Source organism: Streptomyces sp. AM 2-1-1 (assembly GCF_029167645.1).
GTDB lineage: Bacteria > Actinomycetota > Actinomycetes > Streptomycetales > Streptomycetaceae > Streptomyces.
In genome coordinates, this window is sequence record NZ_CP119147.1 from 6,999,894 (window position 1) to 7,026,115 (window position 26,222).

Annotated in this window: 20 protein-coding genes and 3 pseudogenes; 12 read left to right on the forward strand and 11 right to left on the reverse strand. The window is 71.7% G+C overall.

Going from position 1 to position 26,222, the window contains the following annotated elements:
• Positions 1 to 162 precede the first annotated feature (162 nt).
• The 4 genes from gap to PZB77_RS30200 form a co-directional block, all read right to left on the reverse strand.
• Positions 163 to 1,161: a type I glyceraldehyde-3-phosphate dehydrogenase gene (gene gap / locus PZB77_RS30185; RefSeq protein ID WP_275495798.1), complete on the reverse strand. Its 999-nt coding sequence runs from the start codon at positions 1,159 to 1,161 to the stop codon at positions 163 to 165.
• Positions 1,162 to 1,366: 205 nt separating this feature from the next.
• Positions 1,367 to 2,323: a helix-turn-helix domain-containing protein gene (locus tag PZB77_RS30190; protein WP_275495799.1), complete on the reverse strand. Its 957-nt coding sequence runs from the start codon at positions 2,321 to 2,323 to the stop codon at positions 1,367 to 1,369.
• Positions 2,324 to 3,047: 724 nt separating this feature from the next.
• Positions 3,048 to 3,791, reverse strand: a complete 744-nt coding sequence (locus PZB77_RS30195) for an ATP nucleotide 3'-pyrophosphokinase (RefSeq protein WP_275495800.1) — start codon at positions 3,789 to 3,791, stop codon at positions 3,048 to 3,050.
• A gap of 206 nt (positions 3,792 to 3,997) precedes the next feature.
• Entirely contained in the window at positions 3,998 to 5,134 is a 1,137-nt protein-coding gene (locus PZB77_RS30200; RefSeq protein WP_275495801.1) for a GNAT family N-acetyltransferase, read from the reverse strand.
• A gap of 498 nt (positions 5,135 to 5,632) precedes the next feature.
• On the opposite strand from PZB77_RS30200, the gene PZB77_RS30205 reads away from it, so the two are divergent.
• The 4 genes and pseudogenes from PZB77_RS30205 to PZB77_RS30220 form a co-directional block, all read left to right on the forward strand.
• Complete coding sequence (locus PZB77_RS30205; RefSeq protein WP_275495802.1) at positions 5,633 to 7,183, forward strand: Re/Si-specific NAD(P)(+) transhydrogenase subunit alpha; 1,551 nt, start codon at positions 5,633 to 5,635, stop codon at positions 7,181 to 7,183.
• 1 nt (position 7,184) lies between these two features.
• Positions 7,185 to 8,642, forward strand: coding sequence for a Re/Si-specific NAD(P)(+) transhydrogenase subunit beta (pntB, locus tag PZB77_RS30210; RefSeq protein WP_275495803.1), 1,458 nt, complete (start codon positions 7,185 to 7,187; stop codon positions 8,640 to 8,642).
• Between the two features lie 334 nt (positions 8,643 to 8,976).
• Positions 8,977 to 9,966: an NAD-dependent epimerase/dehydratase family protein gene (locus PZB77_RS30215; protein ID WP_275495804.1), complete on the forward strand. Its 990-nt coding sequence runs from the start codon at positions 8,977 to 8,979 to the stop codon at positions 9,964 to 9,966.
• A 290-nt stretch (positions 9,967 to 10,256) separates the two neighbouring features.
• A pseudogene (locus PZB77_RS30220) lies at positions 10,257 to 10,966 on the forward strand (Tn3 family transposase); the annotation flags it as partial.
• 159 nt (positions 10,967 to 11,125) lie between these two features.
• Here the strand turns inward: PZB77_RS30220 and PZB77_RS30225 are convergent.
• Positions 11,126 to 12,064 carry an SDR family NAD(P)-dependent oxidoreductase gene (locus PZB77_RS30225; protein ID WP_275496283.1) on the reverse strand — a complete coding sequence of 313 codons (939 nt, stop codon included), beginning with the start codon at positions 12,062 to 12,064 and terminating at the stop codon, positions 11,126 to 11,128.
• 41 nt (positions 12,065 to 12,105) lie between these two features.
• Entirely contained in the window at positions 12,106 to 12,699 is a 594-nt protein-coding gene (locus PZB77_RS30230; protein WP_275495805.1) for a TetR/AcrR family transcriptional regulator, read from the reverse strand.
• A 110-nt stretch (positions 12,700 to 12,809) separates the two neighbouring features.
• On the opposite strand from PZB77_RS30230, the gene PZB77_RS30235 reads away from it, so the two are divergent.
• The 8 genes and pseudogenes from PZB77_RS30235 to PZB77_RS30270 all read left to right on the forward strand — a co-directional run bounded on the left by PZB77_RS30235 (position 12,810) and on the right by PZB77_RS30270 (position 21,666).
• Entirely contained in the window at positions 12,810 to 14,243 is a 1,434-nt protein-coding gene (locus PZB77_RS30235; protein WP_275495806.1) for an MFS transporter, read from the forward strand.
• A gap of 565 nt (positions 14,244 to 14,808) precedes the next feature.
• Positions 14,809 to 15,600, forward strand: a complete 792-nt coding sequence (locus PZB77_RS30240) for a recombinase family protein (RefSeq protein ID WP_275495807.1) — start codon at positions 14,809 to 14,811, stop codon at positions 15,598 to 15,600.
• Between the two features lie 98 nt (positions 15,601 to 15,698).
• Entirely contained in the window at positions 15,699 to 16,706 is a 1,008-nt protein-coding gene (locus tag PZB77_RS30245; protein ID WP_275495808.1) for a hypothetical protein, read from the forward strand.
• A gap of 17 nt (positions 16,707 to 16,723) precedes the next feature.
• Positions 16,724 to 17,368 (forward strand): annotated as a pseudogene (locus PZB77_RS30250) (hypothetical protein); the annotation flags it as partial.
• A gap of 280 nt (positions 17,369 to 17,648) precedes the next feature.
• Positions 17,649 to 18,236: an Imm21 family immunity protein gene (locus tag PZB77_RS30255; protein ID WP_275495809.1), complete on the forward strand. Its 588-nt coding sequence runs from the start codon at positions 17,649 to 17,651 to the stop codon at positions 18,234 to 18,236.
• Between the two features lie 174 nt (positions 18,237 to 18,410).
• The gene (locus PZB77_RS30260; protein WP_275495810.1) at positions 18,411 to 20,627 is read left to right on the forward strand and encodes a helix-turn-helix domain-containing protein; all 2,217 of its coding nucleotides are present in this window, start codon (positions 18,411 to 18,413) and stop codon (positions 20,625 to 20,627) included.
• A gap of 87 nt (positions 20,628 to 20,714) precedes the next feature.
• On the forward strand, positions 20,715 to 21,107 hold the full coding sequence (locus tag PZB77_RS30265) for a hypothetical protein (protein ID WP_275495811.1): 393 nt from the start codon (positions 20,715 to 20,717) through the stop codon (positions 21,105 to 21,107).
• Between the two features lie 4 nt (positions 21,108 to 21,111).
• Entirely contained in the window at positions 21,112 to 21,666 is a 555-nt protein-coding gene (locus PZB77_RS30270; RefSeq protein ID WP_275495812.1) for an XRE family transcriptional regulator, read from the forward strand.
• A gap of 184 nt (positions 21,667 to 21,850) precedes the next feature.
• On the opposite strand, the pseudogene PZB77_RS30275 reads toward PZB77_RS30270, so the two are convergent.
• The 5 genes and pseudogenes from PZB77_RS30275 to PZB77_RS30295 all read right to left on the reverse strand — a co-directional run.
• Positions 21,851 to 22,041, reverse strand: a pseudogene (locus tag PZB77_RS30275) (hypothetical protein); the annotation flags it as partial.
• A 311-nt stretch (positions 22,042 to 22,352) separates the two neighbouring features.
• Positions 22,353 to 24,197, reverse strand: coding sequence for a N,N-dimethylformamidase beta subunit family domain-containing protein (locus tag PZB77_RS30280; protein ID WP_275496285.1), 1,845 nt, complete (start codon positions 24,195 to 24,197; stop codon positions 22,353 to 22,355).
• 65 nt (positions 24,198 to 24,262) lie between these two features.
• The gene (locus PZB77_RS30285; protein WP_275496286.1) at positions 24,263 to 25,711 is read right to left on the reverse strand and encodes a condensation domain-containing protein; all 1,449 of its coding nucleotides are present in this window, start codon (positions 25,709 to 25,711) and stop codon (positions 24,263 to 24,265) included.
• An 8-nt stretch (positions 25,712 to 25,719) separates the two neighbouring features.
• Positions 25,720 to 25,998 carry a phosphopantetheine-binding protein gene (locus tag PZB77_RS30290; RefSeq protein WP_275495813.1) on the reverse strand — a complete coding sequence of 93 codons (279 nt, stop codon included), beginning with the start codon at positions 25,996 to 25,998 and terminating at the stop codon, positions 25,720 to 25,722.
• The gene (locus PZB77_RS30295) at positions 25,995 to 26,219 is read right to left on the reverse strand and encodes an MbtH family NRPS accessory protein (protein ID WP_275495814.1); all 225 of its coding nucleotides are present in this window, start codon (positions 26,217 to 26,219) and stop codon (positions 25,995 to 25,997) included. The genes PZB77_RS30290 and PZB77_RS30295 overlap by 4 nt, the downstream gene beginning before the upstream one ends.
• Between the last annotated feature and the right edge of the window lie 3 nt (positions 26,220 to 26,222).

The following is a 26,222-nucleotide window of genomic DNA, read 5'->3' on the forward strand; positions in this document are numbered from 1 at the left end:
GCGCCATGTGCCTGTGCGTCGGTGCGCCGGTGTGCCTGGGTGACTGCGCGTCCGTGCGGGCGGACCGGGGGGCCGGACGCACCGACGCCCCGGCCGGCCCTACGGGCCAACCGGGGCGTCCACCGACCGCGTGCGTCGACCGGGCGCGCTCCCGGCTCGCGGTCAGCCCGCCGCGAGAAGTTCGAGCGTGTCGATCACGCGGTTCGAGAAGCCCCACTCGTTGTCGTACCAGGCGACCACCTTGACGTGGCGGCCCTCGACCCGGGTGAGGGCCGAGTCGAAGATCGAGGACGCGGGGTTACCGGTGATGTCGGACGACACGAGCGCGTCCTCCGAGTACTCGAGTACCCCGGCGAGGGGACCGGCGGCCGCGGTGCGGTACGCCTCCAGCACGTCCTCACGGGTCACGTCACGGGCGACGGTCGTGTTGAGCTCGACGATCGAGCCGACCGGGACCGGAACCCGGATCGAATCGCCCGACAGCTTGCCGTCCAGCTTCGGCAGCACCAGGCCGATGGCCTTGGCGGCACCCGTGGTGGTCGGCACGATGTTGACGGCCGCCGCGCGAGCGCGCCGGGCATCGCGGTGCGGGCCGTCCTGCAGGTTCTGCTCCTGCGTGTAGGCGTGCACCGTCGTCATGAAACCGTGTTCGATACCGGCGAGGTCGTCGAGCACCGCGGCCAGCGGCGCGAGCGCGTTGGTCGTGCACGAGGCGTTCGAGACGATGGTGTGCGCGTCCGGGTCGTACGCGTCGTTGTTGACGCCGAACGCCAGGGTCACGTCCGCACCGCTCGCGGGGGCGCTGACGAGCACCTTCCTCGCACCCGCGCCGATGTGGGCGCGGGCGGCGTCCGCCGAGGTGAAACGGCCGGTCGCCTCCAGTACGAGGTCGACACCGAGCTCACCCCAGGGCAGCCGTGCCGGGTCGCGCTCGGCGAGCACGGCGATGCGCCGGCCGTCGACGACCAGGGTGTCGCCCTCGGCGGACACCGGGCGGCCCAGCCGGCCCGACGTCGTGTCGAAGGCGAGCAGCCGCGCCAGAGTGGCGGGCTCCGTGAGGTCGTTGACGGCGACGATCTCCAGCTTGCTGTCACGTTCGAGGAGGGCGCGCAGCACATTGCGTCCGATGCGGCCGAACCCGTTGATGGCGATGCGAGTCATGAGCGGTGTCCCTTGTCCCTAGGTCGTTCCTGCTCCCGTTCACCACCAGGTTCGCGCGCCGCCGGGACCGGTGACAGCGGCTCGATCGCCACGGTCCGAAAGGATCGTGCCACCGGATCCGACCGCCCTGTTCGCCCTGTCCTCCCCGGTTGTCCCGCTCGCCCTGTCGCCCCGCTCACCCCCTCGCCCCGCTCGCGCCCTCTCCCTACTCGCCCCGGGCGAACGTCCGGCGGTACTCGCTCGGCGTCGTCCCGAGGATGCGCTGGAAGTGCAGCCTCAGGTTCGCGCCCGTACCGAGCCCGACATCGGCGGCGATCTGCTCGACGCTCCGTTGCGAGGCCTCCAGCAGTTCGCGGGCGACATCGACACGGGCGCGCATCACCCACTGCATCGGCGTGTACCCGGTGTCCTCGACGAACCGCCGGGAGAACGTGCGCGAGGAGACGGCCGCGTGGCGGGCGAGCACATCGAGGGTGAGCGGTTCGCCGAGCCGGCGCAGCGCCCACTCCCGGGTCGAGGCGAACCGCTCCCCGAGCGACTCCGGCACACTGCGCGGCACGTACTGCGCCTGACCGCCGCTCCGGTACGGAGCGGCGACCAGGCGCCGGGCGGCGTGGTTCGAGGCCGCGACCCCCAGGTCACCCCGGAGGACGTGCAGGCAGAGGTCGATGCCCGAGGCGGCGCCCGCCGAGGTCAGCACGGTGCCCTCGTCGACGAAGAGGACGTTCTCGTCGACCCGGACCTCGGGATGCTTCGCCGCGAGGGCCCGCGTGTAGTGCCAGTGGGTCGTGGCGCGCTTCCCGTCGAGCAGGCCGGTCGCCGCGAGGGCGAAGGCACCGGTGGAGATGGCGGCGAGCCGCGCCCCGCGCTCGTGGGCCGCGACCAGCGCTTCGATGACGGCCCGGGGCGGTTCGTCGCGGTCCGGGAACCGGTAGCCGGGGACGAAGACGATGTCGGCCCGGGCGAGCGCGTCGAGGCCGTCCGCGACGTGGTACGACAGGCCGTCGCCACCGGTGACCAGACCGGGTCGCGCCCCGCAAACCCGTACCTCGTACGGCATGCTCGCCCGGGTCGTGAACACCTGGGCGGGGATGCCGACATCGAGCGGCTTCGCGCCTTCGAGCACGAGGACGGCGACACGGTGCGGAAGCGAGGCGGCCACGGGGGACAGGTTACGTGGACCGGCGGACCCGGCACCGGACCGGAGGGCGGCGCCGTCGGCGGGGCGGTCCGACGGCGCGCACCCGCGCGGCCGGGCGGATCCGCGCCGCCTGTCCTCCGGAAGAGTGGAGGGGCGGACGCGGGTGCCTGCATCCGCTGGGCGGGGGCAGGAGAAAGACAGGACCCCGCACGCCGCGGGACCCGGACCGTACCTCCTCCCTCCGGACGAGGGAGCGGAATGGAGTGATGATGTCTTCGTTGACGAGCGCCGCCGACGCGTCGGCCGCCCCCGCCTGGTTACACGTCGCGGTCATGGTGATCGCCGTCCTGGTGCTGATGTACAGCCTTTCCAAACGCAGGAGTTGACCGATCGGGTCCGAGCACGTCCGCCCCGTCGCGGACGCCCGCCGCGAGGTCGCGGACCGGCTCCCCGCACGGCCGGTACGGACCGCATGACCGGTCCGACGCACGTGGCGGGCCGACGCGTGCGTCGGTTGACCAGGGCCGGTACCGACCGCACGACCGGGTACGACCGGTGACGGTGGCAGGACCCGAACGACCGGTGACGCCCCGTAGGGCTCGGTCACCCGACGACGAGGGCCCGAGGCCGCGCAGCGCGGTCCCGGGGAACGACGCCACCACCTGCCGGAAATCGGCCCGGGGTCCGGCGGCCCACCGGTGTACGGGCGCCCGGTGCCGGAGAGCCCGGAACGGGGCCCGGGGGGTTACGCGGGCGCCGGCAGCGTCCGTACACCCGGGGCCGTGAGGGTGGCGGCGCCGCTCGGCACGGGCACGGCGGCGAAGAGGGCGTCCTGCTCCCGCTGCAGCTGCTGCTTGCGCTCGGCGCCGGTGGAGGGGAGCCGCTGCTCCTCGTAGAGCCTGTGCGTCACCTCCTGCGCGTGCTTGCTCGCGGGGGTGTGGAACTGGACCTCGAAGAGCTGCCCGGAGCGGGGAGCGCGCCAACCCGTGTTGAGCGCCCGGTACCCCTTCGCGCGGCCCCATGTGTTCGACCACTTGGTGGAGTCGTTGCCCCAGCCGTCGAGGGTGTGCGAGGCCTGGACGACGCCCGCGGTGTAGGTGGAGTCCTGCCACTGGAGGGTGTACCGCACGGCGTCGGTGATACCGGCCAGCACGGTGTCGACATTACGGCCCGACTCCTCGACGAGCGCCGTGGCGACCTTCCGCTTGAGGGAGTCGGGCGATTTCAGACGCTGGTCGAAGGCGACGAGCTCGCCGCCCGCGAGCGCGGCGGCGGTGCGTACCTGGACGCTGATGGTGCGTTCTGCCTTCCGGGCGCGGTCCAGGTAGGCGTCGACCCGGTTGTTCTCGTCGGCCGTCAGGGTGAGGCCGCCCTCGCCCTTCCAGCCCTGGGGCTCGTCCGCCGCGGCCGCGGACCCCAGGGACAGGACGGCGGCGACGGTGACGGCGACGGCCGTGCGGCTCACGACGGGACGGATGCTGGTGTTCATGCGGCGCTACCGGTCTCTCTGCTGCGGGTCGGGCGATCCCCTACGGCACGTGGATCGCCCCCTGCGAACGATCACGACCGCCGCCCGTCACGTCCCGCCCCCTCCCGCCACCCGCCCGGCCCCGTCCGACCGCGCGGGGCGTCCGACGAGCCCGCCCGACCCCCGTCCGCCGAGCCGTCCGACCCGTGGGCCCGCCCGGCCGGCACTCATCCGGTGTCCCAGTCCCAGGTGTCGAAGTACGCCGTCTCGCCCGACCGCCGGGCCCGGTCGACCGCCAGCAGCCTGCGGTAGTCGCCGGCCGGCATGAGGCCCCGCCACTCCTCCAGCGGCAGGACCCGCGCCTCGTCGTGCTCCGCCGGATCGAGCACGAGAGCGTCGATCTGCCGGCGTGTGAGGCGTCCGCCGTCGAAGATGCACCCGAAGGTGCTGTACGGCCACTGCGCGCCCGGCAGCCCGTAGACGGCGGCGAGAAGACGCCGGGGAGGCCCCTCGACCACGATCCCCGTCTCCTCCAGACACTCCCGCACGGCCGTTCCCCACGGCCGTTCGCCCGGGTCCATGGTGCCGCCCGGCACCTGCCACGGGTGCGTCGAGGAGTACACCGCGTGGAGTTGGAGGGGATGGCCGTCCTCGTCGGTGAAGTACAGACCGGCGAAGCCCGTGGCGCGCATGACCGTCTCGGCGAACTGGGCGGTGGACAGGCCCGCCGTGTGCGCGGGCCGCCGGCCGGGGACCCGGGTCATCCGCAGGAGCGCCGCATCGCGGTGGAAGCCGAACCGCTCGTAGAACGACACCGGTTCACCGCCGGCGTACAGCGCGTACTCCGCGACGCCCAGCCCTTCCAGGTGCCGCAGCAGCGCGCCCAGCGCGGCGGTCGCGTAACCCCGCCCGCGGTGAGAGGGCTCGGTCGCGACGACGTCCACCTGCGCCGCGAGACCTTCGGGCGCCTCGGGCGACGGGAACACCGGGTGGACGAGGGCGAGCGCGCAACTCGCCAGCCCGCCACCACCCGGGGCGTCGACGACGAAGGCCACCGCACTGCCGACCGGACCCAGACGGGCCGCCAGGAGGGTGCGCGTCGGGCCGAGCCGCTCCGGTGACAGCGCCCCGGAACCCGTCAGCACCGACTTCAGCCGGGCGATCTCCGCGGCGTCACCGGCCACCGCCCGACGGAGGCCGGGGACGACCGAACTCCACGCGGGCGAGGCGGGGGCCCACCGGTGCGCGGCATCCTGCGTGCGGTGCTCCCCGGCCTCCACCGGCACCCGCCCGCCTTGCTGGGGGAAGGCGGAAGGGGCGTGCTCCTGCAGGGCGGGCCGCTCACCCCCGCTCCCGCCCCTCACGCGAGGCCTCCGGGCCGCCGGGCGAGCCGGACGGTGAACACGCTCTCGGCGCGGCGGGCCGCGTGGTCTTCCGTCATCAACGGTGTCGCTCCTTCGGGCAGTTCGGCGCCGGGTGGACGAGCGGCCCGGCGAGACGCGGATCAGCGGGAGGCCCCGCGCCGCGCGGACCGTGCTCCACGGCCGTCGACGGGTGAGGGTCACCCACTGCCCTGTGAACGCGTTTTCCCGTCCCACGGTCACGGACGCCCGCCCGGTCGCCCCGGCAAAGGCCCGGGAACCGGCCGGTGCACGGCGTGCCGTCCGCCGTACGGGCCCGGTCCACCACCACCGCGGGGGACACCGATCTACCGTTCGACGGGCGCGGCCGTCAACCCGTTGCCCGTGTGCCGATCCACGCCCCGACACGGTCTGGTGCACTCCCAGGGGAACGGGCAGCATCAGACCTCCGCCCCTCACCAACCGTGCGCGGTGGCCCACGTTCGAGAAGGAGTCCTTTCCATGCGCATCGGAGTGACCCGTGAGCCGGCCGGGGAGACCCGCGTGGCCGCGACACCCGCGACAGTCAGGCAACTCACCGCCCTCGGCTACGCGTTGACGATCGAATCCGGTGCAGGTGAGCTCTCCGCGTTCACCGACACCGCGTACGCCGAAGCCGGGGCCGCCCTGGGCACCGCCGACGAAGCGTGGAGCGCGGACATCGTCCTGCGCGTCAACAAACCCTCACTCGACGACATCGCCAGGCTGAAGGACGGAGCCTGGCTCGTCGCCATCCTGGCCCCGGCACACAACCCGGAACTCGTGGACGTCCTGTCCGACCGGGACATCACCGTACTGGCCATGGACGCCGTGCCGCGCATCAGCCGCGCCCAGTCCCTGGACGTCCTGTCGAGCATGGCCAACATCGCCGGCTACCGCGCGGTGATCGAGGCGGCCCACGAGTTCGGCCGGTTCTTCACCGGCCAGGTGACCGCCGCCGGAAAGGTACCGCCGGCCAAGGTCCTGGTGGCCGGCGCCGGCGTCGCGGGACTCGCCGCGATCGGCGCCGCGTCGAGCCTGGGGGCGGTCGTACGGGCCACCGACCCGCGCCCCGAAGTCGCCGACCAGGTCGGATCCCTCGGGGGCGAGTACCTCCCGGTCGTCGTCGAGGAGGAGGTGCAGCAGTCCGGTGACGGCTATGCCCGAGCCACCTCGGACCTCTACGACGCCGCTGCCGCCGGGCTCTACTCCGCACAGGCCGCCGACGTGGATATCATCATCACCACCGCGCTGATCCCCGGCCGCCCGGCGCCCACGCTGATCACCGCCGCCGACGTCGCCTCGATGAAGGCCGGCTCCGTGATCGTCGACATGGCCGCCGCGCAGGGCGGCAACGTCGTCGGCAGCGTCGAAGGCCGGAAGGTCGTCACCGACAACGGCGTGACCATCCTCGGCTACAGCGACCTGGCGGGCCGACTGCCCACCCAGGCGAGCCAGTTGTACGGCACCAACCTCGTCAACCTGCTGAAGCTGGTCACCCCGGAGAAGGACGGCGAGGCCGTCCTCGACCTCGCCGACCCCGTCCAGCGAGGCATCACGGTGGTCCGTGCCACCGGCGACGGGCGGGGCGAGAAGCTCTGGCCGCCGCCCCCGGTCCAGGTCAGCGCGGCCCCCGCGACCGCACCGGCCGCCTCCGTCCGTCCGGCGCCGGAGAAGAAGACCCTGGCCGCCGCCACGAGGCTCGCGCTCGTCCTGACCGGGATCGCCCTGCTCTGGCTCGTGATCGCGTTCGCCCCGGCGCCCATCCCGCAGAACTTCACCGTACTCACCCTCGCCGTCGTCATCGGCTACTACGTCATCGGCAAGGTCCATCACGCACTCCACACACCCCTGATGAGCGTCACCAACGCCATCTCCGGAGTCATCGTCGTCGGCGCGATGATCCAGGTCGGGCTCGGCGGCCACACGATCCAGGCACTGGCCGGCCTCGCGACCCTGCTCGCCTCCGTCAACATCGTCGGCGGCTTCGCGGTGACGCGCCGCATGCTCGCCATGTTCAGCAAGGGAAACTGACGTGACCGCAGCCTCGATCTCCACCGCGGCGTACCTCGTCGCCGCTCTGCTCTTCATCCTCTCCCTGGCAGGCCTGAGCAAGCACGAGACGGCCCGGCAGGGCTGGACGTACGGCGTGGCCGGTATGGCCGTCGCCCTCTGCGCCACCATCGGCCTGACCCTTCACGACAGCCACGTACGCGGCGCCACCGCGCTCGTCCTCGCGGTCTCGCTCGTGGCCGGCGCCGTCATCGGACTGTGGCGCGCCCGCGTGGTGCGGATGACCGGTATGCCCGAACTGATCGCGCTGCTGCACTCGTTCGTCGGCCTCGCCGCCGTACTGGTCGGCTGGGCCTCCTACATCGAGGTCGAACGCGACGGCGAGGGCGGCTTCTCCGGAGCCCTCCTGAACATCCACCACGTCGAGGTCTCCCTCGGCATCTTCATCGGCGCGGTCACCTTCACCGGCTCGATCGTCGCCAACCTCAAGCTGAGCGCCAGGATCAAGTCGTCCCCGCTCGTGCTGCCCGGGAAGAACCTCCTCAACCTGGGTGCGCTGCTCGCCTTCGTCGTCCTCACCGCTCTCTTCGCGGCCCGCCCGACCCTCTGGCCGGTCATCGCGGTGACCGTGATCGCCCTGCTCTTCGGCTGGCACCTGGTCGCCTCCATCGGCGGCGGCGACATGCCGGTGGTCGTCTCGATGCTCAACAGCTACTCCGGATGGGCGGCGGCCGCGAGCGGCTTCCTGCTCAACAACGACCTGCTCATCGTCGTCGGCGCGCTCGTCGGCTCCTCGGGTGCCTACCTCTCGTACATCATGTGCAAGGCCATGAACCGCTCCTTCGTCTCCGTCATCGCGGGTGGTTTCGGGATCGAGGCACCCGCGGGCGGCGACGGCGGCGCACAGGGCGAGCACCGGGAGACCACCGCCGACGCGACCGCCGAACTGCTGGCCGGCGCCTCCCGGGTGGTCATCACCCCCGGCTACGGCATGGCGGTGGCCCAGGCCCAGTACCCGGTCGCCGAACTGACCCGGATCCTCCGGGCCCGGGGCGTCGAAGTGCGGTTCGGGATCCACCCGGTCGCCGGCCGCCTGCCCGGCCACATGAACGTCCTGCTGGCCGAGGCCAAGGTGCCCTACGACATCGTGCTGGAGATGGACGAGATCAACGACGACCTCGCCGCCACCGACGTCGTCCTGGTCATCGGTGCCAACGACACCGTCAACCCGGCCGCCCTGGACGACCCGGGCAGCCCGATCGCCGGCATGCCGGTCCTGCGCGTATGGGAGGCCGCGAACGTCGTCGTCTTCAAGCGTTCGATGGCCAGCGGGTACGCCGGCGTGCAGAATCCCCTCTTCTTCCGCGACAACACCGCCATGCTCTTCGGCGACGCGAAGACGAGGAGCGACGAGATCGTGTCCGCTCTGGCCGCCCTCGCCGCTCCGGCCCCCCAGCGCACCGCGCCCGCGCTCGCCTGACCGGGGGATCGGCCGCGCGTCCCGGCGCTCCACCTCGTCGAACGCGCGGCCGGTGGGCCGGCATCGACCTGCTCGGGTCACTCCGTCGGCCGGTTCTCGGGACGCGGGGCAGACGACGAGCCCGGCACCGTTCTCAAGATCCTCACCGCGCGCCGCGGAAGATCCTCACCCCGTCGCAGCGGTCCGGTCGCCGACCCACCTGCATCCTCGACCGTGTTCCGGTGCCCCGGCGGGGCGACGTGGTCGCCCAGGGACCGGGGCGACCTGACGGACACTCATCTGCTGTCAGCGAATCGGCCTGGCCGGGCGGTGATCCGGCTGCTTGTGTGTCGGGATGGAGATCCTGGTTCTGGGCGGAACGGCATGGGTGGGTCGGGAAGTGTCGCGACAGGCGATCGAGCGCGGGCATCGGGTGACCTGCCTCGCGCGGGGTGAGAGCGGAGAAGTGGTGGCCGGAGCGACGCTGGTCCCCGCGGACCGGCGCGACCCCTCGGCGTACCAGCCCTTGCTGGACCGGGTATGGGACGCGGTCGTCGAGGTGTCGTGGCAGCCGGGCTTCGTCCGTGGAGCACTCGACGCCCTGGGCGGTAAGGCCCGGCACTGGGTGTACGTCTCGTCCGTGAACGCCTACGCCTCCCACGCCACGCCGGGGGCGGACGAGGCGGCGGCTCTGCTCGCCCCGACCGACAGGAGCGAAGTCGACCGCGAGCTGTACGGCGAGGCGAAGGTCGCCTGCGAGCAGGCGTCGACGGCCGCTGTGGGCGACCGCCTCCTCATCGCCCGAGCCGGACTCATCGGCGGCCCGGGCGATGGCAGCGGGCGCTCCGGCTACTGGGTCGCCCGCGCCGCACGTGATCCGCGAGGGCCGATGCTGGTCCCCGACACACCGGCCATGCCCACCCAGGTGGTCGACGTGCGGGACCTCACCACCTGGCTGCTCGACGCCGCGGAGACGGGAACCACCGGCACGTACAACGCCGTCGGCCCGCTCGTTCCGTTCGAAGAGTGGATCGAACTGTCCCGTGCCGTCGGCGGGCACACCGGCCCGGTGGTCACCGCCGCCTCGGCGTGGCTGCTCGCCCAGGGGGTCGCCGAGTACATGGGGTCCGAATCGCTGGCGATGTGGCTGGTGGAGCCGGGCTGGGAGGGGTGGGCGGCCCGGGACGGTTCCTCCGCGCGGGCCGCGGGGCTGCGTCACCGGCCGTCGGCGGAGATGCTCGCCGACACGCTGCGCTGGGAGCGCGAGCAGGGGCTGGACCGGGAAAGGCGCGCGGGCCTCAGCGCGCGGCGCGAACGCGAGTTGCTGGCCGCCCTCACGTCGTGACGTCCCGATCCCCGTGGACGGAGGGGCCGTCGGTGCGACCGAGATTTCTGCTTGGCGGACGAGCGCAGTAGTTGGCGAATCTTGCTTTTGTAACGCTGTGTTGTCAAGCGTGCTCGTACGCCGTCTTCAACCGCTCGGTGTACTCCTTGACGCAGGAAACGTCCTCGATCCCCAACTGCGCCGCCAGGTGCTCCACCACCCACGGCACGGGCCAGCTCACTCACCCCAGGCAGCAGCACCCGGTGCCGGCGCAGGCAGCCCACCGAGTGATCGAACAACGCCTTCGGGAGGCGCCCACCCGGGCCCGGCTCGTCCACGTCGACCAGCACTACCTGCGCGCGGAGACCATCGCCGCGGCGAACGCCGCCCTGATTGAGGCCCGGGCGAAGGTGCCGATCGTCCAGCACTGGGGCAAGGGCCTGCTCGCCTCCGTCGACGGCCTGCGCTACGTCGTCCCCGTCCGCACCATCAACGCCGCCCCCAGCCCCAAGTACTCCGCGAAGAAGAAGGGCATCACCTGGCTGAACGCCATCAACGACCAGGTCATCGGTATCGGGCAGATGGTGGTGCCCGGTATCCCGCACGACTCCCTGTTCATCTTGGACGCCCCTGCTGCGCCTGGACGGCGGAGTGAAGCCGGAGATGGCTCACTGTCCAGGAGTCCCGCCACAAGCTCGCCCGTGACCTCTGCCACGGCAAGAAGGGCACCATCCACCAGGCATACCGGGACGGCATGGAGGACCAGCTAGGTGTCCTGGGCCTGGTTCTCAATGCCGTAGTGCTCTGGACCACGAGATACATCGACGCCGCCGTCGCCCAGCTCCGCGCCGAGGGCTACGAGATCAAGGACGAGAACATCGCCCGGCTCTCCCCGCTCAAGCACAAGAACCTCAACGTGCTCGGCCACTACAGCTTCACCGCCTCCACCCCGGCCGGCGGCGGCCTGAGGCCGCTGCGCGACCCGGACACGGTCGAACCGGACGAGGATGACGAGGCGTAGAGGCCTGGCCGCTCCACACCGCCGTCTGCGACCCGCATGCGGCCGCGCGCTCCTATCGGGCTGTCCCGGGCCCTCGCCCGTCTGATGACCCCGCGGCCCGCCCGCGGCAACGGCCGGCCACTGTCACCTGCGCCGTCGGCTACCGATGCTGTGCGGGCGTCAGGATGTGAAGGCTTCTACGCGGGTCAGTTGGGTGCTTGCTGTCCAGAGGGCTTGGCCGGTGGGCTGGTCGGTCATGTGGGGGTGGGGTGTTTCGAGGTGGGGTTTGCCGCTGAGGCCGAGCCTGCTGGGGCCCCACAGCTGGCCGCCCTGGACGTCCGGGTCGATGGTGGCGCGGACGGCGGGCCAGGCGCCGGCGTCTTTGCCCTGGACGAGGAGTTTCGCCGGCAGGGTGAGGAGGTGCTGGGATCCGGAGCGCTGGTGGATGCCGGGGCGGGGCGGGGTGAGGGCGTCCAAGGCGCCGCCGGGGTGGGCGATCACGCTCATGCAGGTGCTGCCTGCGGCGCGCAGCCGGCGGTCGAGTTCGAAGGCGAAGGTCATCTGGGCGAGTTTGGAGCGGCCGTAGGTGCGCTTGGGGTCGTAGTCGCGTACGGATTGCAGGTCGTCGAGGTCGAGGCGCTCGGAGCGGGCGGCGAAGCTGCCCATGGTGACGATCCGGGCTGCCGGAGCCGCCTCCAGCCAGGGCGCCAGCCAGTGCACCAGGGCGAAGTGGCCGAGGTGGTTGGTGGCGAACATCAGCTCGTGGCCGCGCCGGTTCTGCTTGCGGGGCGGTTCGTCCAGTGCGATGCCCGCGTTGAGGACGACGGCGTCCAGGGCGTCGGTGTCCAGCTGGCTGACGGACGCCCTCAGGGAGGCGAGGTCGGTCAGGTCCAGGGGTATGTGCTGCACCTGGGACCCGCGGACGCGGGCGGTGATGGCTTCCACGGCGGCGGCGGCTTTCGCCGGGCTGCGGCTGCCGATGATGACGGTTGCTCCGGCGGTGGCGAGTTGCTCGGCGATGAAGTAGCCGATGCCGGCGTTGCCGCCGGTCACCAGCACGGTGGTGCCGTCGGCGCGCAGGGGCTTGTGAACGTTCCAGGCCACGGGGGCTCCTTGCAGGGTGTCGCGGGTGGGGCCCGTAGGCGGCGGTGGGGGCGTGATCAGAGTTCGGGCCAGCCCAGGTGGAGGCGGTGGAAGGCCTCGGCGAGGGAGGCCTTGCGGTCGGGGCGGCTCGATGCCAGGTCGGGGGTTTCCAGTACGTAGCGGGCCAGGAGGCGGTGGGATTCGTCGGGCTCACTCTGGCCGGCGGCCTCCGCGAGCAGGAGGGCGAGCGGCTCTTGACAGGCCACCCAGACCTGACGTGCGTAGGCCCACAGCGCGGGAGTGTCCATGATCAGTTTTGACGCGCGCCGGTAGCGCTCGGGCAGGTCGTCTTCGTCGGCGAAGGGGGCCCGGCCGGCGAAGAAGGCGTGCAGGGCGTCCAGGGCCGAGCTGCCCTCGGGCCGGTTGCGGACCGCGTCGACCAGGGCTCCTTCCCGCTCCCCGCTGTCGTCGAGGATCAGGGCTTCCTTGCCCGCCGGGAAGTGCGCGAACAGGGTCGTGGTCGCGGTGTCCGCGGCCTCGGCGATCTGAGCGATCGTCACTTTCTCGTAGCCGTGCTCCAGGAAGAGTTCCAGGGCCGCGTCGGCCAGGGCCTTGCGGGTTGCCGCCTTCTTGCGTTCGCGCCTGCCGGGCGCGGCTCCAGTGGTCGCCATGACTGAAAGGTAGCACCACATACTTCAAAACACTACTCGTTGCAGTTTCAGTCATAGTTGTGTTTCAGTCTGCGTAGGAAATCCGATGCTGTTCACTCTTGGAGGCCGTAATGACCATCACCACCGAAGTCCGGCCTCCGACAGGAGCGGCACGGCCCGGCAAGCTCGCGATGTGGGCGGTCCTGCTCCTGGTCCTGCTCGCCGACGCGCTCGACATGATCGACGCGACGGTCACCAACATCGCGGCGCCCACGATCGTGGACGACATCGGCGGCGGCGCCGGTCTGATCAAATGGCTCGGCGCGTCCTACGCCCTGGCCATGGGCGTCCTGCTCGTCATCGGAGGACGCCTCGGTGACCGCTACGGTCAGCGCCGCCTCTTCCTGATCGGCATGAGCGGCTTCACCCTCGCCTCGGCGGCCTGCGGACTGGCCGGCGGATCCGGCGTGATGATCTTCGCCCGGATCCTGCAGGGCGCCTTCGGCGCGCTCCTCATCCCCCAGGGCATGGCGATCATCACCCGCCACTTCACGCCCGACATGCGACGTACGTCGTTCAACCTGTTCGGGCCGCTCCTGGGCATCGCCACGATCGGCGGCCCGGTCCTGGCCGGGTTCGTCATCGACGTCGACTTCGCCGGCCTGTCCTGGCGGCCGATCTTCCTGGTCAACCTGCTCCTGGGCACCATCGGCGTCGCCTTGGCTGCCCGCATCCTGCCCCGCGACAACGCCGACCCGGCCGTCACCGTGGACGGCGTCGGCGCGGGCATCCTCGCCCTGGCCATGTTCGGGACGATGTTCGGGTTGATCGAAGGCTCCGAGTCCGACTGGAGCATCCTCTCTATCGCGGCCCTGACCCTCGGCGTGGTGTTCCTGCTGCTGTTCGCGCGCCGTCAGCGCACCGCCGCCGCGCCGCTCATCGAGCCCTCCCTGTTCCGCAACAAGGGCTTCACCTCAGGACTGCTGGTCGGGCTGATGTTCTTCGCCGTCACCAACGGACTGGCCTTCGTCATCTCCCTGTTCATCCAGCAAGCCCTGGGCGCCAGCCCCGGCAGCGCGGCCGTGGGCATGCTCCCGCTGACCCTCGGCATTATCGCCGGAGCCGGAGCCGGCATGGCCCTGACCAAGAAGCTGGGCCGCCTCCTCATCCTCGCGGGCATGCTGGTCACCCTCGCCGGCGCCGGCTGGCTCCTGGCCCTGGTGGTCACCAGCGGCACCGACGTCACCCTGCTCGCCCTGGCACCCGCCAGTGTCCTGGCCGGCATCGGCATGGGCGCCTGCTTCGGCACCCTCTTCGACATCACCATCGGCAACACCGACCCCGCCGAAGCAGGCAGTGCGAGCGGCACCCTCACCGCCGTCCAGCAACTCGCCACCGCGCTGGGCTCCGCCACCGTCACCACCGTCTACCTCCACGGCGGAGCCCCCGACCACGCCATGACCCTCGCCATCATCACCGTCATGACCGTCACCGTCATCTGCCTGCCCTTCCTCGGCCTCCTGCCCAAGACCGCACCCGCCGACAGCCCGACCCCCGGCCACTGAACGCTCGGACGCATCCACCCGGCGACGGCAGACCTTCGCCACCCCAGCCGGTCCGCGCTCACCCGCAGCGCAGACCGGCGCCGCTAGTCACCGTGGTGTTCGCCATGCGGTCCGCCGGCCCGGGGCGACCCGACGGGGCCATCAGTCGGACCCTCTGCCTTCGGCGGGGTGTCCGCAGGTTCGACGGTTGCTGTCGGACCCTCCGCCACTCTCACAAATGACCATCTGTGACAGTTCTGCGAGAGCGCCGGAAGTGATTACGTTTCCGCAGGTCGCTACTCGCAAAAGTGCGCTCGAAACCCGCGTGTTGTGCGAGGCACTTCTGCGAGACTCCCCGCATGGATCTCACGCCCGATCAGGCCGCATTAGCGGTATAACGTCACAACTGCCCGAACTGTGACGCGCCTGCTGGCAGTCCCTGCCGCACCCGGGGCGGGAAGACCGCCGCGAAGTCCACACCCCGAGGTTCGTCCTTGTCCCCGCACTCCGCGAGGCACTGGAGATCCCGGAGCCCGCCGACCGCGGCCCCGGCCGCGCGTGGAAGCAGGGCCCGGCGCTCGCGGTCGTGCCCGCGCCCCGCACGGAGCGGCCGATCCGGACCGGGTACGCCCGCACCTCGACGGCCCGCCAAGAACTGGCGAGCCAGCTCGAAGCCCTTCACCGGGCGGAGTGCCACAAGGTCTTCAAGGAGCAGATCAGCACCCGCATCAAGGTCCGGCCCGAGCTGGAGAAGGCTCTCGCCCTGGCCCACCAGTTCGAGGAGGCCGCGCCCGAGACGCCGGTCATCTTCACCGTCCATGAGCTGAAGCGTCCGGCCAGGAACGCGGCCGAGCTGATGACCCTTTCCGCCGAGCTCCAGGACGGCGGCATCCAGCTCGCACTCCTCACCGGGCCGCTCGCGGGGATCTACGACCCCAATGGCATGGGCGCCTTGTTCTTCGCCGTGCTCGCCGTGGCTGGGCAGATTGAGCGCAACTACATCCGGGAGAAGACCCTCGAAGGCCAGGTCATCGCCGCGTCCAAGGGAAACCGCGGCGGGCGCCCGAAGGTCATGGACGACGACATGCTTACCTTCGCCGCCGCACTCAAGGACAAGGGCGTCCCCGTCCCCGACATCGCCAAGAAGCTCACCATCAAGGTCGGGAAGAACGCGGGCAAGTCCCCCTCGGTCGCCTCGCTCTACCGGGCGCTCGCGGAAGCCGAGGCCGCAGCGGTGGACGATGACCTGCCGCTGCGGCCCAAGCCCGTCCACATCCGTCGGCCCGAGGACCCGCTCACTGCCGAGGAGATCGGCCTCCGCGAACGGCTCCAGTCCCAGCCCCATCCGAACGCCGAGATCCGCAACTGGCAGCCGTGATCAAGGCTTAGCGCCAACGGCTGTACCGCAGGTCCCCATGGCCGGGCCCACACCGCCCCGGATCTTGAAGTCCCTGAGCTGGGCGTTAGCCTCGGCGGATGATTCCTGAGCCGCCACCGAAGGTCATCACGCGTTTCCGCGACGGGCGGATCGACGCCTACGTCGTGGGCGCCGGCGTCTACGGGCGGCTGGAGCCCGCAGCGGTTTTCCAGCCGCGGGAGGGCGATGAGGTCGTAGCGTCGGTGGTCCGGCAGGATCTGGAGCGGGTCGTGTACACGACGCTGAACGGAGCGGTCTGCCGTACGCGCGCCGGCGACCTCCTGTGGGCCGCGGACTTCGAACCGCACTCCGACGTACGCCATGGCCACCGGCCTGACTGCGTGCTGTCCCGGGACGGCCGGACGGTGTGGGTCTACCGGCCCGACGCGATGGCGGGCTGCGGGGGTGGGGACCAGTGGGTCGTGCACGACGCCGACAGCGGTGTGGTACTCGCCCGCCACGAGCTGGAGACGGTCGGGCACGGCGCCTTCCACCGCGTGCATCCCGTGGACGGCGGCATCTACCTCGACATCGGTGAGGGCCAGGACGGCTCCGTCATACTCCGGGGCACGATCAAGGCGGACAGCGAACCGGAGTTCGTGACGTATCCGTGGCAGGACCGCTGCCTGATCGACCTGGCCCCGTCCGGGCACCAGTTCATGACCGTGGACCACGGCCAGGCGGACGTCGCCTTTCACGACCATCCCAGCGGGGACGTGCTCTTCACCCTCCCCGTCGAAGCCTTCGGATACGACCCGGAGGAGTCCTTCGTGGAATGGAGCGGCGGCTACCTGACCGAGGACACGGCCATCGTCACCCTGGGCGGTCAGAGTGAGGACGAGGAGGAGTGGTTCCGTCACCACCTGGTCGACGTACGCACGGGCACCCTCAGCGGCGAGTTCACCGTCGAGGCGAGCAACCCCTACGAGCTGGTGCCCCTGGGCGACGGTTCCTGGCTCACCCGCGGCGCCGGCGGCTACCCCGTCCGTTGGTCCAGCGCTCCACAGCCCCCTGCACCGCCGCACCCAGCTGCACCAACCTCTCCAAACGAGAGGCAGCAACCGTGACGGCAGACCCCCGAGCGCCGCTGATTCCTCAGGCGCCTGAAGGCTTGAGCCGACGAGCTCGGTACTTCGTCGAGGGGCACGGGCTGCGTGTTCCCCACCGCGACCTCGCGCTTTTTCGGGAGGCATGGCTCAGGCAAGGGATTCCGGATGCCGAGATCGACCGGGCTTTCGCCTTCCAAAAGCGCTGGGGCGGTCTCGCCCTGCCCCCGGCCCCCGAGTACGAGGGCGGCCCGCGCGTTCTGGAAGCCGATGCCCCCGAGGGCTCGGCCGCGAACGGGTGGCGGTTCCCGGCCGGCAGCTGTCGCGTCTCGATGGCCCACGGGTTCATGATCGGACCAGGAGGTGAGTTCGGGATCGACGCTGACCACTGGACGCCGCTGCACGCCAGCACAGAGGGGTGGGTGGAAGCCCTGGCACTGGCCAGCCACGCGGGCTACTGGGCCAAGACCATCACGAAGATCAAAGGCAGTGCCGTCGAGGACCTCAACCTCGACGGATTCGAGCCGGTGCCCGAAGTCCAGGGACTCGCTGACACCTGGTGGCGGGGCAAGGACTCGCTCATCGCCGTCTACCGCGGCGAAGCCTCCGGCTTCAGCGCCCCCCATTGCGTGAGGGCCCATGTCTACGGCGGGCTCGATACATGGGGCCTGGCCGCCAACTGACTCCCGAAACACGCCAGGCAGGTGATCGTCATCATCAGTCGGGCATCGTGACCAAGACGGATCCCGGCCCGCCCACTATCGCCCTCGGGATCCGCCAACCAGTTCCCTCCACCTGCCGACGACCTGCACCGAAGAGAGCATCACCGGCCAACTGCGTTCTTCGGCCACAGTTGTCCTGTGTCATCGAACTTTGAGCGATTGCCACCGAAGCTTGAGCGGTGGGAGGTCGGCCAGGCTCTGGCCGCCGAGTGGTGTCAGTGGTGGGCGGCAGACTGCGCGCATGGATGCCTCTCATGACACTGATCGCTGTGACCGCACTGGGCTGGTGTGGGTTCGGTCGATGGGCGGCCCCTTGATCGTCGTTCCGGAGTCTTCGGTAGGCGCCTGGGGTGGATGCACGGAAGACGGTTCTGTCCTTGGTGACGCCGATGGCCGTGATGACTACGACCGCGCCTGTGAGGTGGAGGACTTGGCCGGTGTGATCGCCGTGGGAACGGGCACCGCTACTGCTCTTGTCCTGGCCGATGAACCTGCCAAGACGTGCTTCCTGCCGGAGACACTGCTGTTCGTGCGGTGGCTGGCCGCAGACTCCGAGGCCGAGGTGTTCACGGCAGCCGCGGCGGTTCTGGCCGATCCGGACACCGCGTGGGAGGACAGCGGACTGTGGGTCACTGACGGCCCGGCAGTGTTGATGGACTCGGCCGAAGCGGGTGCCGATCCGGGAGTGAACTATCCCCACGGGGGCCACTCGGATCAGGCCCCCGTGCAGCTCCCGGCAGGTCAGTGGAAAGTGCGCGCGGTCCATAGAAGCGGCGACTTTCCATGGGTCGGCTTGGTGCAACTCGTCGTCGACAACGGTCGCTCCTGACGCTCGGCCCCTACCGCTCAGACTTCGGTGACAATCGCTCAAAGTTCGGTGACACAGGACAACAGTCGGCCTCCCGCGCGCCCCGCTGCCACCCACCCAATCTCCTGATCGGGTTAAATTACGAGTTAAATGACGGGGTAACTCTGCTACTCTCCGGGGCGGAGGTGCACCCCTGTGGCGAGTGAAGAAGAGCTGTTCGCGAACATCGACGCCCTGCTGGAGGAGGAGCCGCAGCTCCCGCCCCCGGCGGAACGTGCCCGGCTGCGCGAGGCCGCCGGCATCACGCAGGCTCGTCTCGCGCTCGCGCTCAAGACATCGACGCAGACGGTGAAGAACTACGAGAACGGCCGCTCCGAGCCCAAGTCGCCGCGCCTGGAGGCGTACCAGCGACTGCTGAACGGGTGGGCGGCGAGGTACTCAGCCTCCAGCGCATCGGCCACCGCCCCGCCGGCGGCACCACAGCCGAAAGCGCCCGACGCGTCCGGCATTCCGGCGTCCGGCACTCCGGCGTCCGCCGCTCCCGGCACCGTCGAGCCGGAGGTCGCCACGCAGGTCCGAACCGCGCCCGACGCGTCCGGCATTCCGGCGTCCGGCACTCCGGCGTCCGCCGCTCCCGGCACCGTCGAGCCGGAGGTCGCCGCGCCGGCCCGAACCGCGCCCGGCACTCCTGCGCGCCCGCCCGCGCACTCCCGTCACCCGGAACCCCGTAAGGCGAACACCTCGATCGACCCCAGGTTCCCGCACGGCCCGCTTGTGGTGCTGGACGGCGACGGATCCGCGTACGGCGTCGACGGGATCGTGCTCGACTGCCCCGCCACGACCGTCCCGGATCTGGTCGAGTGGACCCTCGAGGAGTCCGGCCTGGGGGCCGCGAAGCTCAACCGGTACGGCACGGACTCCGATCCGCTGATCGTGCTCACGGCGGCGGCCGCGGTGAAGCTCGGGCTGCCGGAACGTCTGGAGGGTCCGGAGCAGCGCCGCTCCCTGCGCCTCCCGGACGACCACCCGGTCGTCAAGCAGGTCGCGAGGGCGAAGTGGCAGCTCACACGGCGCGGCTTCGGCCCGTGGGCGCGGATCTACCGCAAGGCTCAGGGACGTGAGCGGCAGTGCGTACAACTGGCGGTCCTGTCGTGGGACGCCCTCGACGAGCGGTCCTGGTCCGGCGTGAGCGAGATGGAGCCGCCCGACATCGCGCGGGTGTTGGGCCTCTACGCCCAGCGGGTCATCACCCCACGCGGTTCGACCGCCGTGTGCGGCCTGGAGCTGATGACGGCCCTGCGCCCACCGACGAAGCCGGAACGCGACACCGAGACCGGCAACTGGGTCTCCGGCCGCAACCCGGGGTCGCTCGGGACGGAACCGATCGACCCGGCGCCTCCGGAGGCCACCCCCGAGCACCCCGTCGTCGTGGACAGCGGGTGGACCGGCGGGTTCCTCGACGAGGAGGCGTACCAGTGGGTGCGGCCGGTGGACTCGCTCAGCGACGAGGAGTGCCTGCTGCCCTTCGCGGTCGGCCTGGACCTCAACACGGCGTTCCTCGCGGCGGCGGCGCGCCTGGTCGTCGGCCTGTCCGCCCCCGACCATTTCCACGCCCCCACGTTCAACCCGAAGATCCCCGGGTCCTGGCTGGCCGACCTGAGTGGCATCGAGCCGGACCCGCGCCTCCCGTCGCCGTTCACGCCCGACGGCGCCCGTCCGACGGGTCCGGCCTGGTACCAGACGTACACCCTCGCCTACGCCCAGGAACTCGGCCACGACGTCCACCCGATCGAGGCGTACCTGCGCCGCGAGACCGGTGCCTACCTGGACCCGTGGCACGACCGGCTCAAGAGCGCGTACGTCGACACCCTCGCCGACCTCGGGGTCACCCGTGACCTGGACGACGCGCGGTTCCTCGCCGCCATGGAGCGGCACAAGCAGACCGACCCCGCCCTGGCCGCCGTCCTGTCCGCCATCAAGGCCACGGTGAAGGGCGGCGTCGGCAAGCTCCGCGAGCGCCCCCAGGGCAGGAACTATGAGGACGGCGAGAGGTGGCCCGCCCTGGAACGCCCGACCTGGCGCCCCGACATCCGCGCCGCCGTCATCGCCAAGGCACGGGTCAACATGCACCGCAAACTGGTCAACATGGCGAAGATGACGGGTCTCTACCCGCTCGCCGTCCTGTCCGACTGCGTCGTCTACCCCTCGCCGGGCGAAAGCCCTCTCGACTTCCTCCCGTACGCAGCCTCCGGCAAACCCCAGCCCGGCGGCTTCCGGCTCGGTCTCAGCCCCGGCCTGGCAAAACTGGAGGGCGTCCAGTCGATGCTGTGGGCGGTCGACCTGATGGAACGGGGACTCAACCCCGCCCGGCACATCAAGGGCGGCGACGCCGTCTTCGACGAAGGCGAATGAAGCCGCTACCACCGCACCGGCACGGAGCGATCCCGCACCGGGCCGGACGACGAAGCCGCACCGCACCGAAGGAGCCGGCAACCACCGATGAGCACTCCCGACGCCCCGCCCCCGCGGTGGCCCCTCCCCACTGCCCCACACACCCATGACCCGGTGCTGTTCGCACGGGCGATGCGGGACATGCGCCTGACCTGGCGCGCCCGCGGGATCCTGGCCGAACTCGCCACCGGCTACCCGCCGGGCCAGGAGCCCAAGATCGGTGACCTGGTCTCCCTCAACCGTGACCAGCGTGTGGCCGCCGAAGGCCGCGCGGCCTTCAGCAAGGCGGTCGGCGAGTTGCGCGCCGTCGGCTACCTCGTCCTCGCCACCACCAGAGCGTCGGGTGTCGGCGAGCGCCTGGTCGTGGACCTCACCCAGGCCGCGGACGCCCGGATGATTTCTGAGGGTGCCGGGTGGAGTTCGTACACCGACGGGAGCTGACGGGGTGGGGGAGATCGAGGAAGCCATCGAGCGGGCGGACCAGGAGACGTTCACCCGCGAACCGCCCAAGGGACTCCCGGCGCGTATCAACTTCCTGCTGGGACGGTTGAAGACCACCCAGGCCGTCGCGGCGGAGATCGGAGTGAGCAGGCGCTCGGTGGAGCGGTACCGCACCGGCGAGCGCAAACGCCCGCCCCGAGCCATCGCCGAGCGGATCGATGCGGCCGTCCGTGCCCGTTGGCAGCCGAGGGTCCGGGGGCGCCGACGGAAGCGGGCCGGGACCGCGACCGGCATCACCGTCGAGACCCGGGCCCGTTTCGGTTACACCGCGCCGGTCGGCACCACCGACGACGGCCGGATGCGCCGCCTGACCGTCCACCTCCCCCCGGAGCGCGCCCGCCGGCTGCTCGACGCGCAGCAACAGGGCGCCACCGACCAGCAGATGCGGGAGATCGTCGCCGAGGGACTGCAGGAGGTGTACTTCAAGGACGGCGGACGCCGCGCCGCGGGCCTCGAAGTCGCCCTCACCGACATCGACTACTTCGACGTCTCCTACTGACCACTGCGCCCTCTCGCGGGGTGGGCGGGCATACGGGTCGATCGGATACGTGCGAGGGGGCCGGATCCGCTCGAAAGTCTCCCGTTCCTCCGAAAGTCAGGTCCCGGCCGTGGGAGGCGGCGAAGATCAGTCGTTCCACCCGCAGATCCGTCGGGGACCGGGTGGGGTTGATGCCGTCCACCCCATGAGGTTCCTCGCAGTGCGGCCACGGTTCCTCGGCGGGCCACAGCAGCGGCCCGCCGATCGAGCTGTCGTACCAGTCGGGGCCCCGGGGCGCGGGTGCAGGCGGGTCGCCGTGCGGGCCGGCGGGGCCAGTCCGGGAAAGACCGCGACAACGTCGACCGGCCGTGGCGGAGTGACAGGGGTGACATACATGGCCGCAACCTTGCCGATCGCTTCTGACAGCGGCCCGCGCAGCCACCCCATGAAGAGCCCCGCCGCGAGCGCCGCCCGGGAGAGCCCTGCCGCCGGTCCGTCGCCGGTCGTTGACCGTCCCGTACGCACGAGGCTGCTCGTCCGTCGGAAACTCCACCGGCACCCGACGGACCGTATCCGGCACCCTCGCCCCTCCGGTGCCCTTTCCGCGAGATCCGGCGGAGCCGGTGGCCGGTGTGCCGGCCGACCACGATCGTTCGACCCCGCGGAGCCGGCTCCGCGCGCCGCGGTCCGGCTCCCGCGCCCCGCAGCTACGCGACCGGAATGGCCCCCGGCCGAAGGCTGACGAGGAGGCCGTCGTCCGTCGCCGCCAGCAGTCGCCCGGCGTACGCGGCGAGAGCCGTGGCGGCGGGGAGGGCACCGGTCGGGACGAACGGGGCCTCGGTGGTGACCGGCGTGCGGGTGGACAGCCCGTCCGGCCCGGCCGCGTACAGCCGCGCGTCGAGCACGGTCAGGGAGGAGGCCTTGCCCGCCGGGCCCAGTGCGGTCCACGGGGCCTGCGGGTGCAGGGCGGGCCGGTGGTGCAGGGTGTCGTCGTGGGCGGTCACCGCGAACAGCGTGTTGTCGCACATCGCCAGCGCGGTCGTGCCTGCGGGGACCTTCCCCGCCGGGCACCAAGGGGACGGGCCCGCCACCGGGGCGCGTACGAGGAGCCGGTCGTCCGCGTCGACGGCCAGCAGGGCCAGGGGCACGGGGTGGCACGCCTCGCGGGGTGCGGTCAGGCACCGGATCTCCGGCGCGGGGCCCGGGGCCGGCGGGCAGACGGACCACGGCAGGTTCTGGTCGGAGGGCTCGCGCCGGAGCAGGGACCTGCCGTCCTCGGACACCGCGAAGAGCAGCCCTTCGCAGGCGGCGAGCGCCCGCAGCCGGGGTGCGCGCCCGACGGTGTGCCAGGAGGGTCCGGGAGCCGTGCCACCGAGCCGGTCCAGTACGTTGCGGGTGATGCGGTCCACCACCGGATCGGGCAGCGCACGCGCCCAGTTGATGGTGGCCGCGTTGAAGACGGTGCCGGCGCCCAGGCGGAAGACGCCCATAGTGGCCCAGCCGCCCTGCCCGTACGCACGCCAGTGGCGCAGGTCGGCGGTGGCGAGGACGGCGAAGGAGCGCGGGGTGCCGTCCCGGCCCGTGGCACGGGGGACACCGGCCGACCAGTCGAGTTCGGCGGCATCCGTCTCGTACCCGAGGGCGCCCCGGGCGAAGGTGTCCCCGTCGCGGAGTCCGGTGCCCTCGAAGACCCAGTGGTCGGCGAACCGGACCGTGTAGGACTCCCGAGCCGTGAGGGCCATGCCCTCACCCCACGCACCGGCGCCGTTGCGGAAGCTGACACCGGTCATGGAGTTCTCGGGACGGTCGACGGGCGAGCTCGACCACTCCACGGTGGTGCGCCGCGGGTCGACGGCGGAGACGGGGTCGGCGGCCGCGTCGCGGTGGCAGACCATCGTGCGGCCGCCGTCCTCCAGGCGCATCTGCCACCACGCCGTGTTGCCGGCGAAGACGGCCAGGTTGCCGCCCTTGCGGACGAAGGTCTCGACGCTGTCGCGCATCCCCGCGGACCAGTACTCGTCGTGGCCGTTGACGACCAGCAGCCGGTAACGCGACAGCAGCCCGTCGCCGTCGTCCAGATCCAGGCCGGAGCAGAACTCGACCGGGTATCCGGCCCCGGGGAGCCAGCGCAGCAGTGGTTCCTCCCAGCGCTCGGGCGGCGGCCCGCCCCCGGGATCGGTGAAGGAGACCCGTGCGGCCCGGCCCGGTTCCTCGGCGTAGTAAATGCTGCGGCCCGGCTGTCCCGCGCGGTGGTAGGCGCGCCAGGTGGCGAAGGGGACGGAGACGAGTACGGACGAGGTGGCCGCCGGCCGCGCCGCCCGGACGACGAACCACACCTCGTGTTCGGCGTCCCGCTCCGGCTCCGGCGTCTCGGGGCGGTCGTCGTGGAAGCGGGCCACGTACAGCGAACTGGGCCAGTGGTACGGGATCTCGAGGGTCCATTCGATTCCGTGCACGGATGCCCGTGTCACCGGACGCTCGGTGACGACGTCGGTGACGACGACGTGACCTCTCAGAGGTCCTCCGTCGCCCGCGGTCACCCCGAAGCGCATCCTCCCGCCCTGCGGGCAGGACGTCCTCCCGGCGCGGGCGACGGGTCGCGGAGTGAGGTGGTCGCTCATCGGCCGGCCTCCCCGGTGGCGAGGAGCGCCGGCAGTTCCGTCAGCCTGGGCGGGTTTCCGGCCGCCGCGTTCACGACGACCCCCTCGATGGCCCGCAGATGGGCATGGATGGATTCCGGCGGGAGGAACGCGGTGTCGGCGGTCAGCGTGACGGTGAGTGCGCCGTCGTCGCCGCTGACGTGCAGGCAGTACCGGCAGGCGACCCGGTCCTGGGTAGCGGGGAAGTCGAGCACGCTCCGGCGGCGGAGCGCGTCGAGTTCGTCCGGGCGCGGCGCCGGGCGGGGCGCCGACGGCCGCTGCGCGAGGCGCATGTCGTTGAAGCAGCAGTAGGGGTGCACCTCCACGCCCCGCTCGACGGTCATCCGGTCCAGCAGGGCGTCCCACTCGGCGGGGTCGTACGCGGCAGCCCGGTATCCGGCGAGCGCGGCCGGCCAGCCGTCCGCCAGCAGAGCGGTGAAGTCGGTCTCCGGGCCCGCGACTGCGTCCATGCGCAGGACGAACAGTGCGTCCTGGGAGAGCGTGGTGACCAGGGTGCGGTGGCCCTCAGCCGCACGATTGCCGGCGATGGGCATGACCGCTGCCACCGAGTGCCCCTGACCGGCGGCGACCAGGGCGGCCGAGGCGGTCAGCAGCACCGTCGAACCGCTGACCCGGTGCGCGGCGGCCAGCGCGTCGACGGCCCGGGGAAGCGCCGCCGAGATCAGCCGGCCGGTCCAGAAACGAGGGGTGAGCGGCTCCGCGACCGGTGCCGGAAACATGGTCGGGGGCGCCGCCCGCAGCCCTCGCTCCCAGTGGTCGAGCGCGGCCCGGCCGGAGCGGCGGCCGGCCGGGGACGCCTGATGGCGCGCCAGGTCGAGAGGGTTCTCCGCGCACGCCGCGCCGGCCGACCCGCGGCGGGCCAGCAGCCGCAGATCACGGACGAGGAGCTCCGCGGCGTGACCGTCGGCGGCCAGGTGACACAGCGCCAGCACGACGTGCGTGATCCGCCCTTCGTGGCGGACGGCACCGAACCGTACGGGCCACTCGCACGCATAGTCGAAACAGTGGGAGGTCAGGGACGACAACAGGTCGTCGGCGGCCTCCGCGGCCTCGGCCGGATCAGTCACCTCGCGGACGCGGACGTCCGCCACCCCCTGGTCGAAGAGGAGTTGACGCGCCTCGCCACCGTCACCGCACACGATCCGGGTGCGCAGCGCCTCGTGGCGGACGAGGAGCGCCGCGAGCGCGTCGGCCAGCCGGGGCAGGTCCACCGGCGCGCCCCGGTCGGCGAGGGTCAGGACGCGGCCGATGTTGAAGTAGTGGTCATTGGGCGCGGTACGCCGGATGGCGTGCCAGATCGCACGCTGGCCCCACGTGAGAGGGGCGTCGCCGCTCCGGCCGCCCGCGAAGGGAACGGCCGCGGTGACGACCGCCGTCGCCGTCCCGTCCGCCGTCGTATCCGCGATTGCCCCCGTCACGGTGTGCCCTCCGCCACCAGGTTGCGTACACGGGCGGTGAGGCCGGCGAGCCCTTCGGTGTACAGCGTCCGGTCGCCGAGGTCCACCAGGACGCCGTATTCCGCCTCCAGGCTGTCGGCGAGCCGCAGCAGCGCGAGCGAGCTGACACCGAGCGCGGCCAGGGAGGCGGGGGAGTCCACGATGTCGGCGGCGGCGAGCCGGCCGTCGGTGGCCCGCTCGACCAGTCCGGCGAGGCCCTGAAGGCTGGGGATACGGCTGGGGGCGGGCACGGTCACCGGGCACTCCCGTCCTGCCCGGCGGCCTCGTCGGCCAGCCGGCGGCGCAGGCTGAGCGGCCGGATGTCCGGCCACACCCGGTCGACGTGCGCGACGCACTCCTCCTCGGTGCCGCTGAAGCCTTCGGGCCGCCACCCGGCGGGCAGCGGGGTGCCCTCCCGCCAGAGTGCGTGCTGCTCCTCGTCGTTGACGGCCACGAGGTAGGGGGTCGGATCGGTCATGGG

Coding starts and splice junctions, on each gene's coding strand:
- gap (WP_275495798.1), bottom strand. CDS start 1,161: ATGACTCGCATCGCCATCAACGGGTTCGGCCGCATCGGACGCAATGTG.
- PZB77_RS30195 (WP_275495800.1), bottom strand. CDS start 3,791: ATGAACACCAGCATCCGTCCCGTCGTGAGCCGCACGGCCGTCGCCGTC.
- PZB77_RS30205 (WP_275495802.1), top strand. CDS start 5,633: ATGCGCATCGGAGTGACCCGTGAGCCGGCCGGGGAGACCCGCGTGGCC.
- PZB77_RS30215 (WP_275495804.1), top strand. CDS start 8,977: ATGGAGATCCTGGTTCTGGGCGGAACGGCATGGGTGGGTCGGGAAGTG.
- PZB77_RS30230 (WP_275495805.1), bottom strand. CDS start 12,699: ATGGCGACCACTGGAGCCGCGCCCGGCAGGCGCGAACGCAAGAAGGCG.
- PZB77_RS30235 (WP_275495806.1), top strand. CDS start 12,810: ATGACCATCACCACCGAAGTCCGGCCTCCGACAGGAGCGGCACGGCCC.
- PZB77_RS30245 (WP_275495808.1), top strand. CDS start 15,699: ATGATTCCTGAGCCGCCACCGAAGGTCATCACGCGTTTCCGCGACGGG.
- PZB77_RS30255 (WP_275495809.1), top strand. CDS start 17,649: ATGGATGCCTCTCATGACACTGATCGCTGTGACCGCACTGGGCTGGTG.
- PZB77_RS30265 (WP_275495811.1), top strand. CDS start 20,715: ATGAGCACTCCCGACGCCCCGCCCCCGCGGTGGCCCCTCCCCACTGCC.
- PZB77_RS30280 (WP_275496285.1), bottom strand. CDS start 24,197: ATGCGCTTCGGGGTGACCGCGGGCGACGGAGGACCTCTGAGAGGTCAC.
- PZB77_RS30295 (WP_275495814.1), bottom strand. CDS start 26,219: ATGACCGATCCGACCCCCTACCTCGTGGCCGTCAACGACGAGGAGCAG.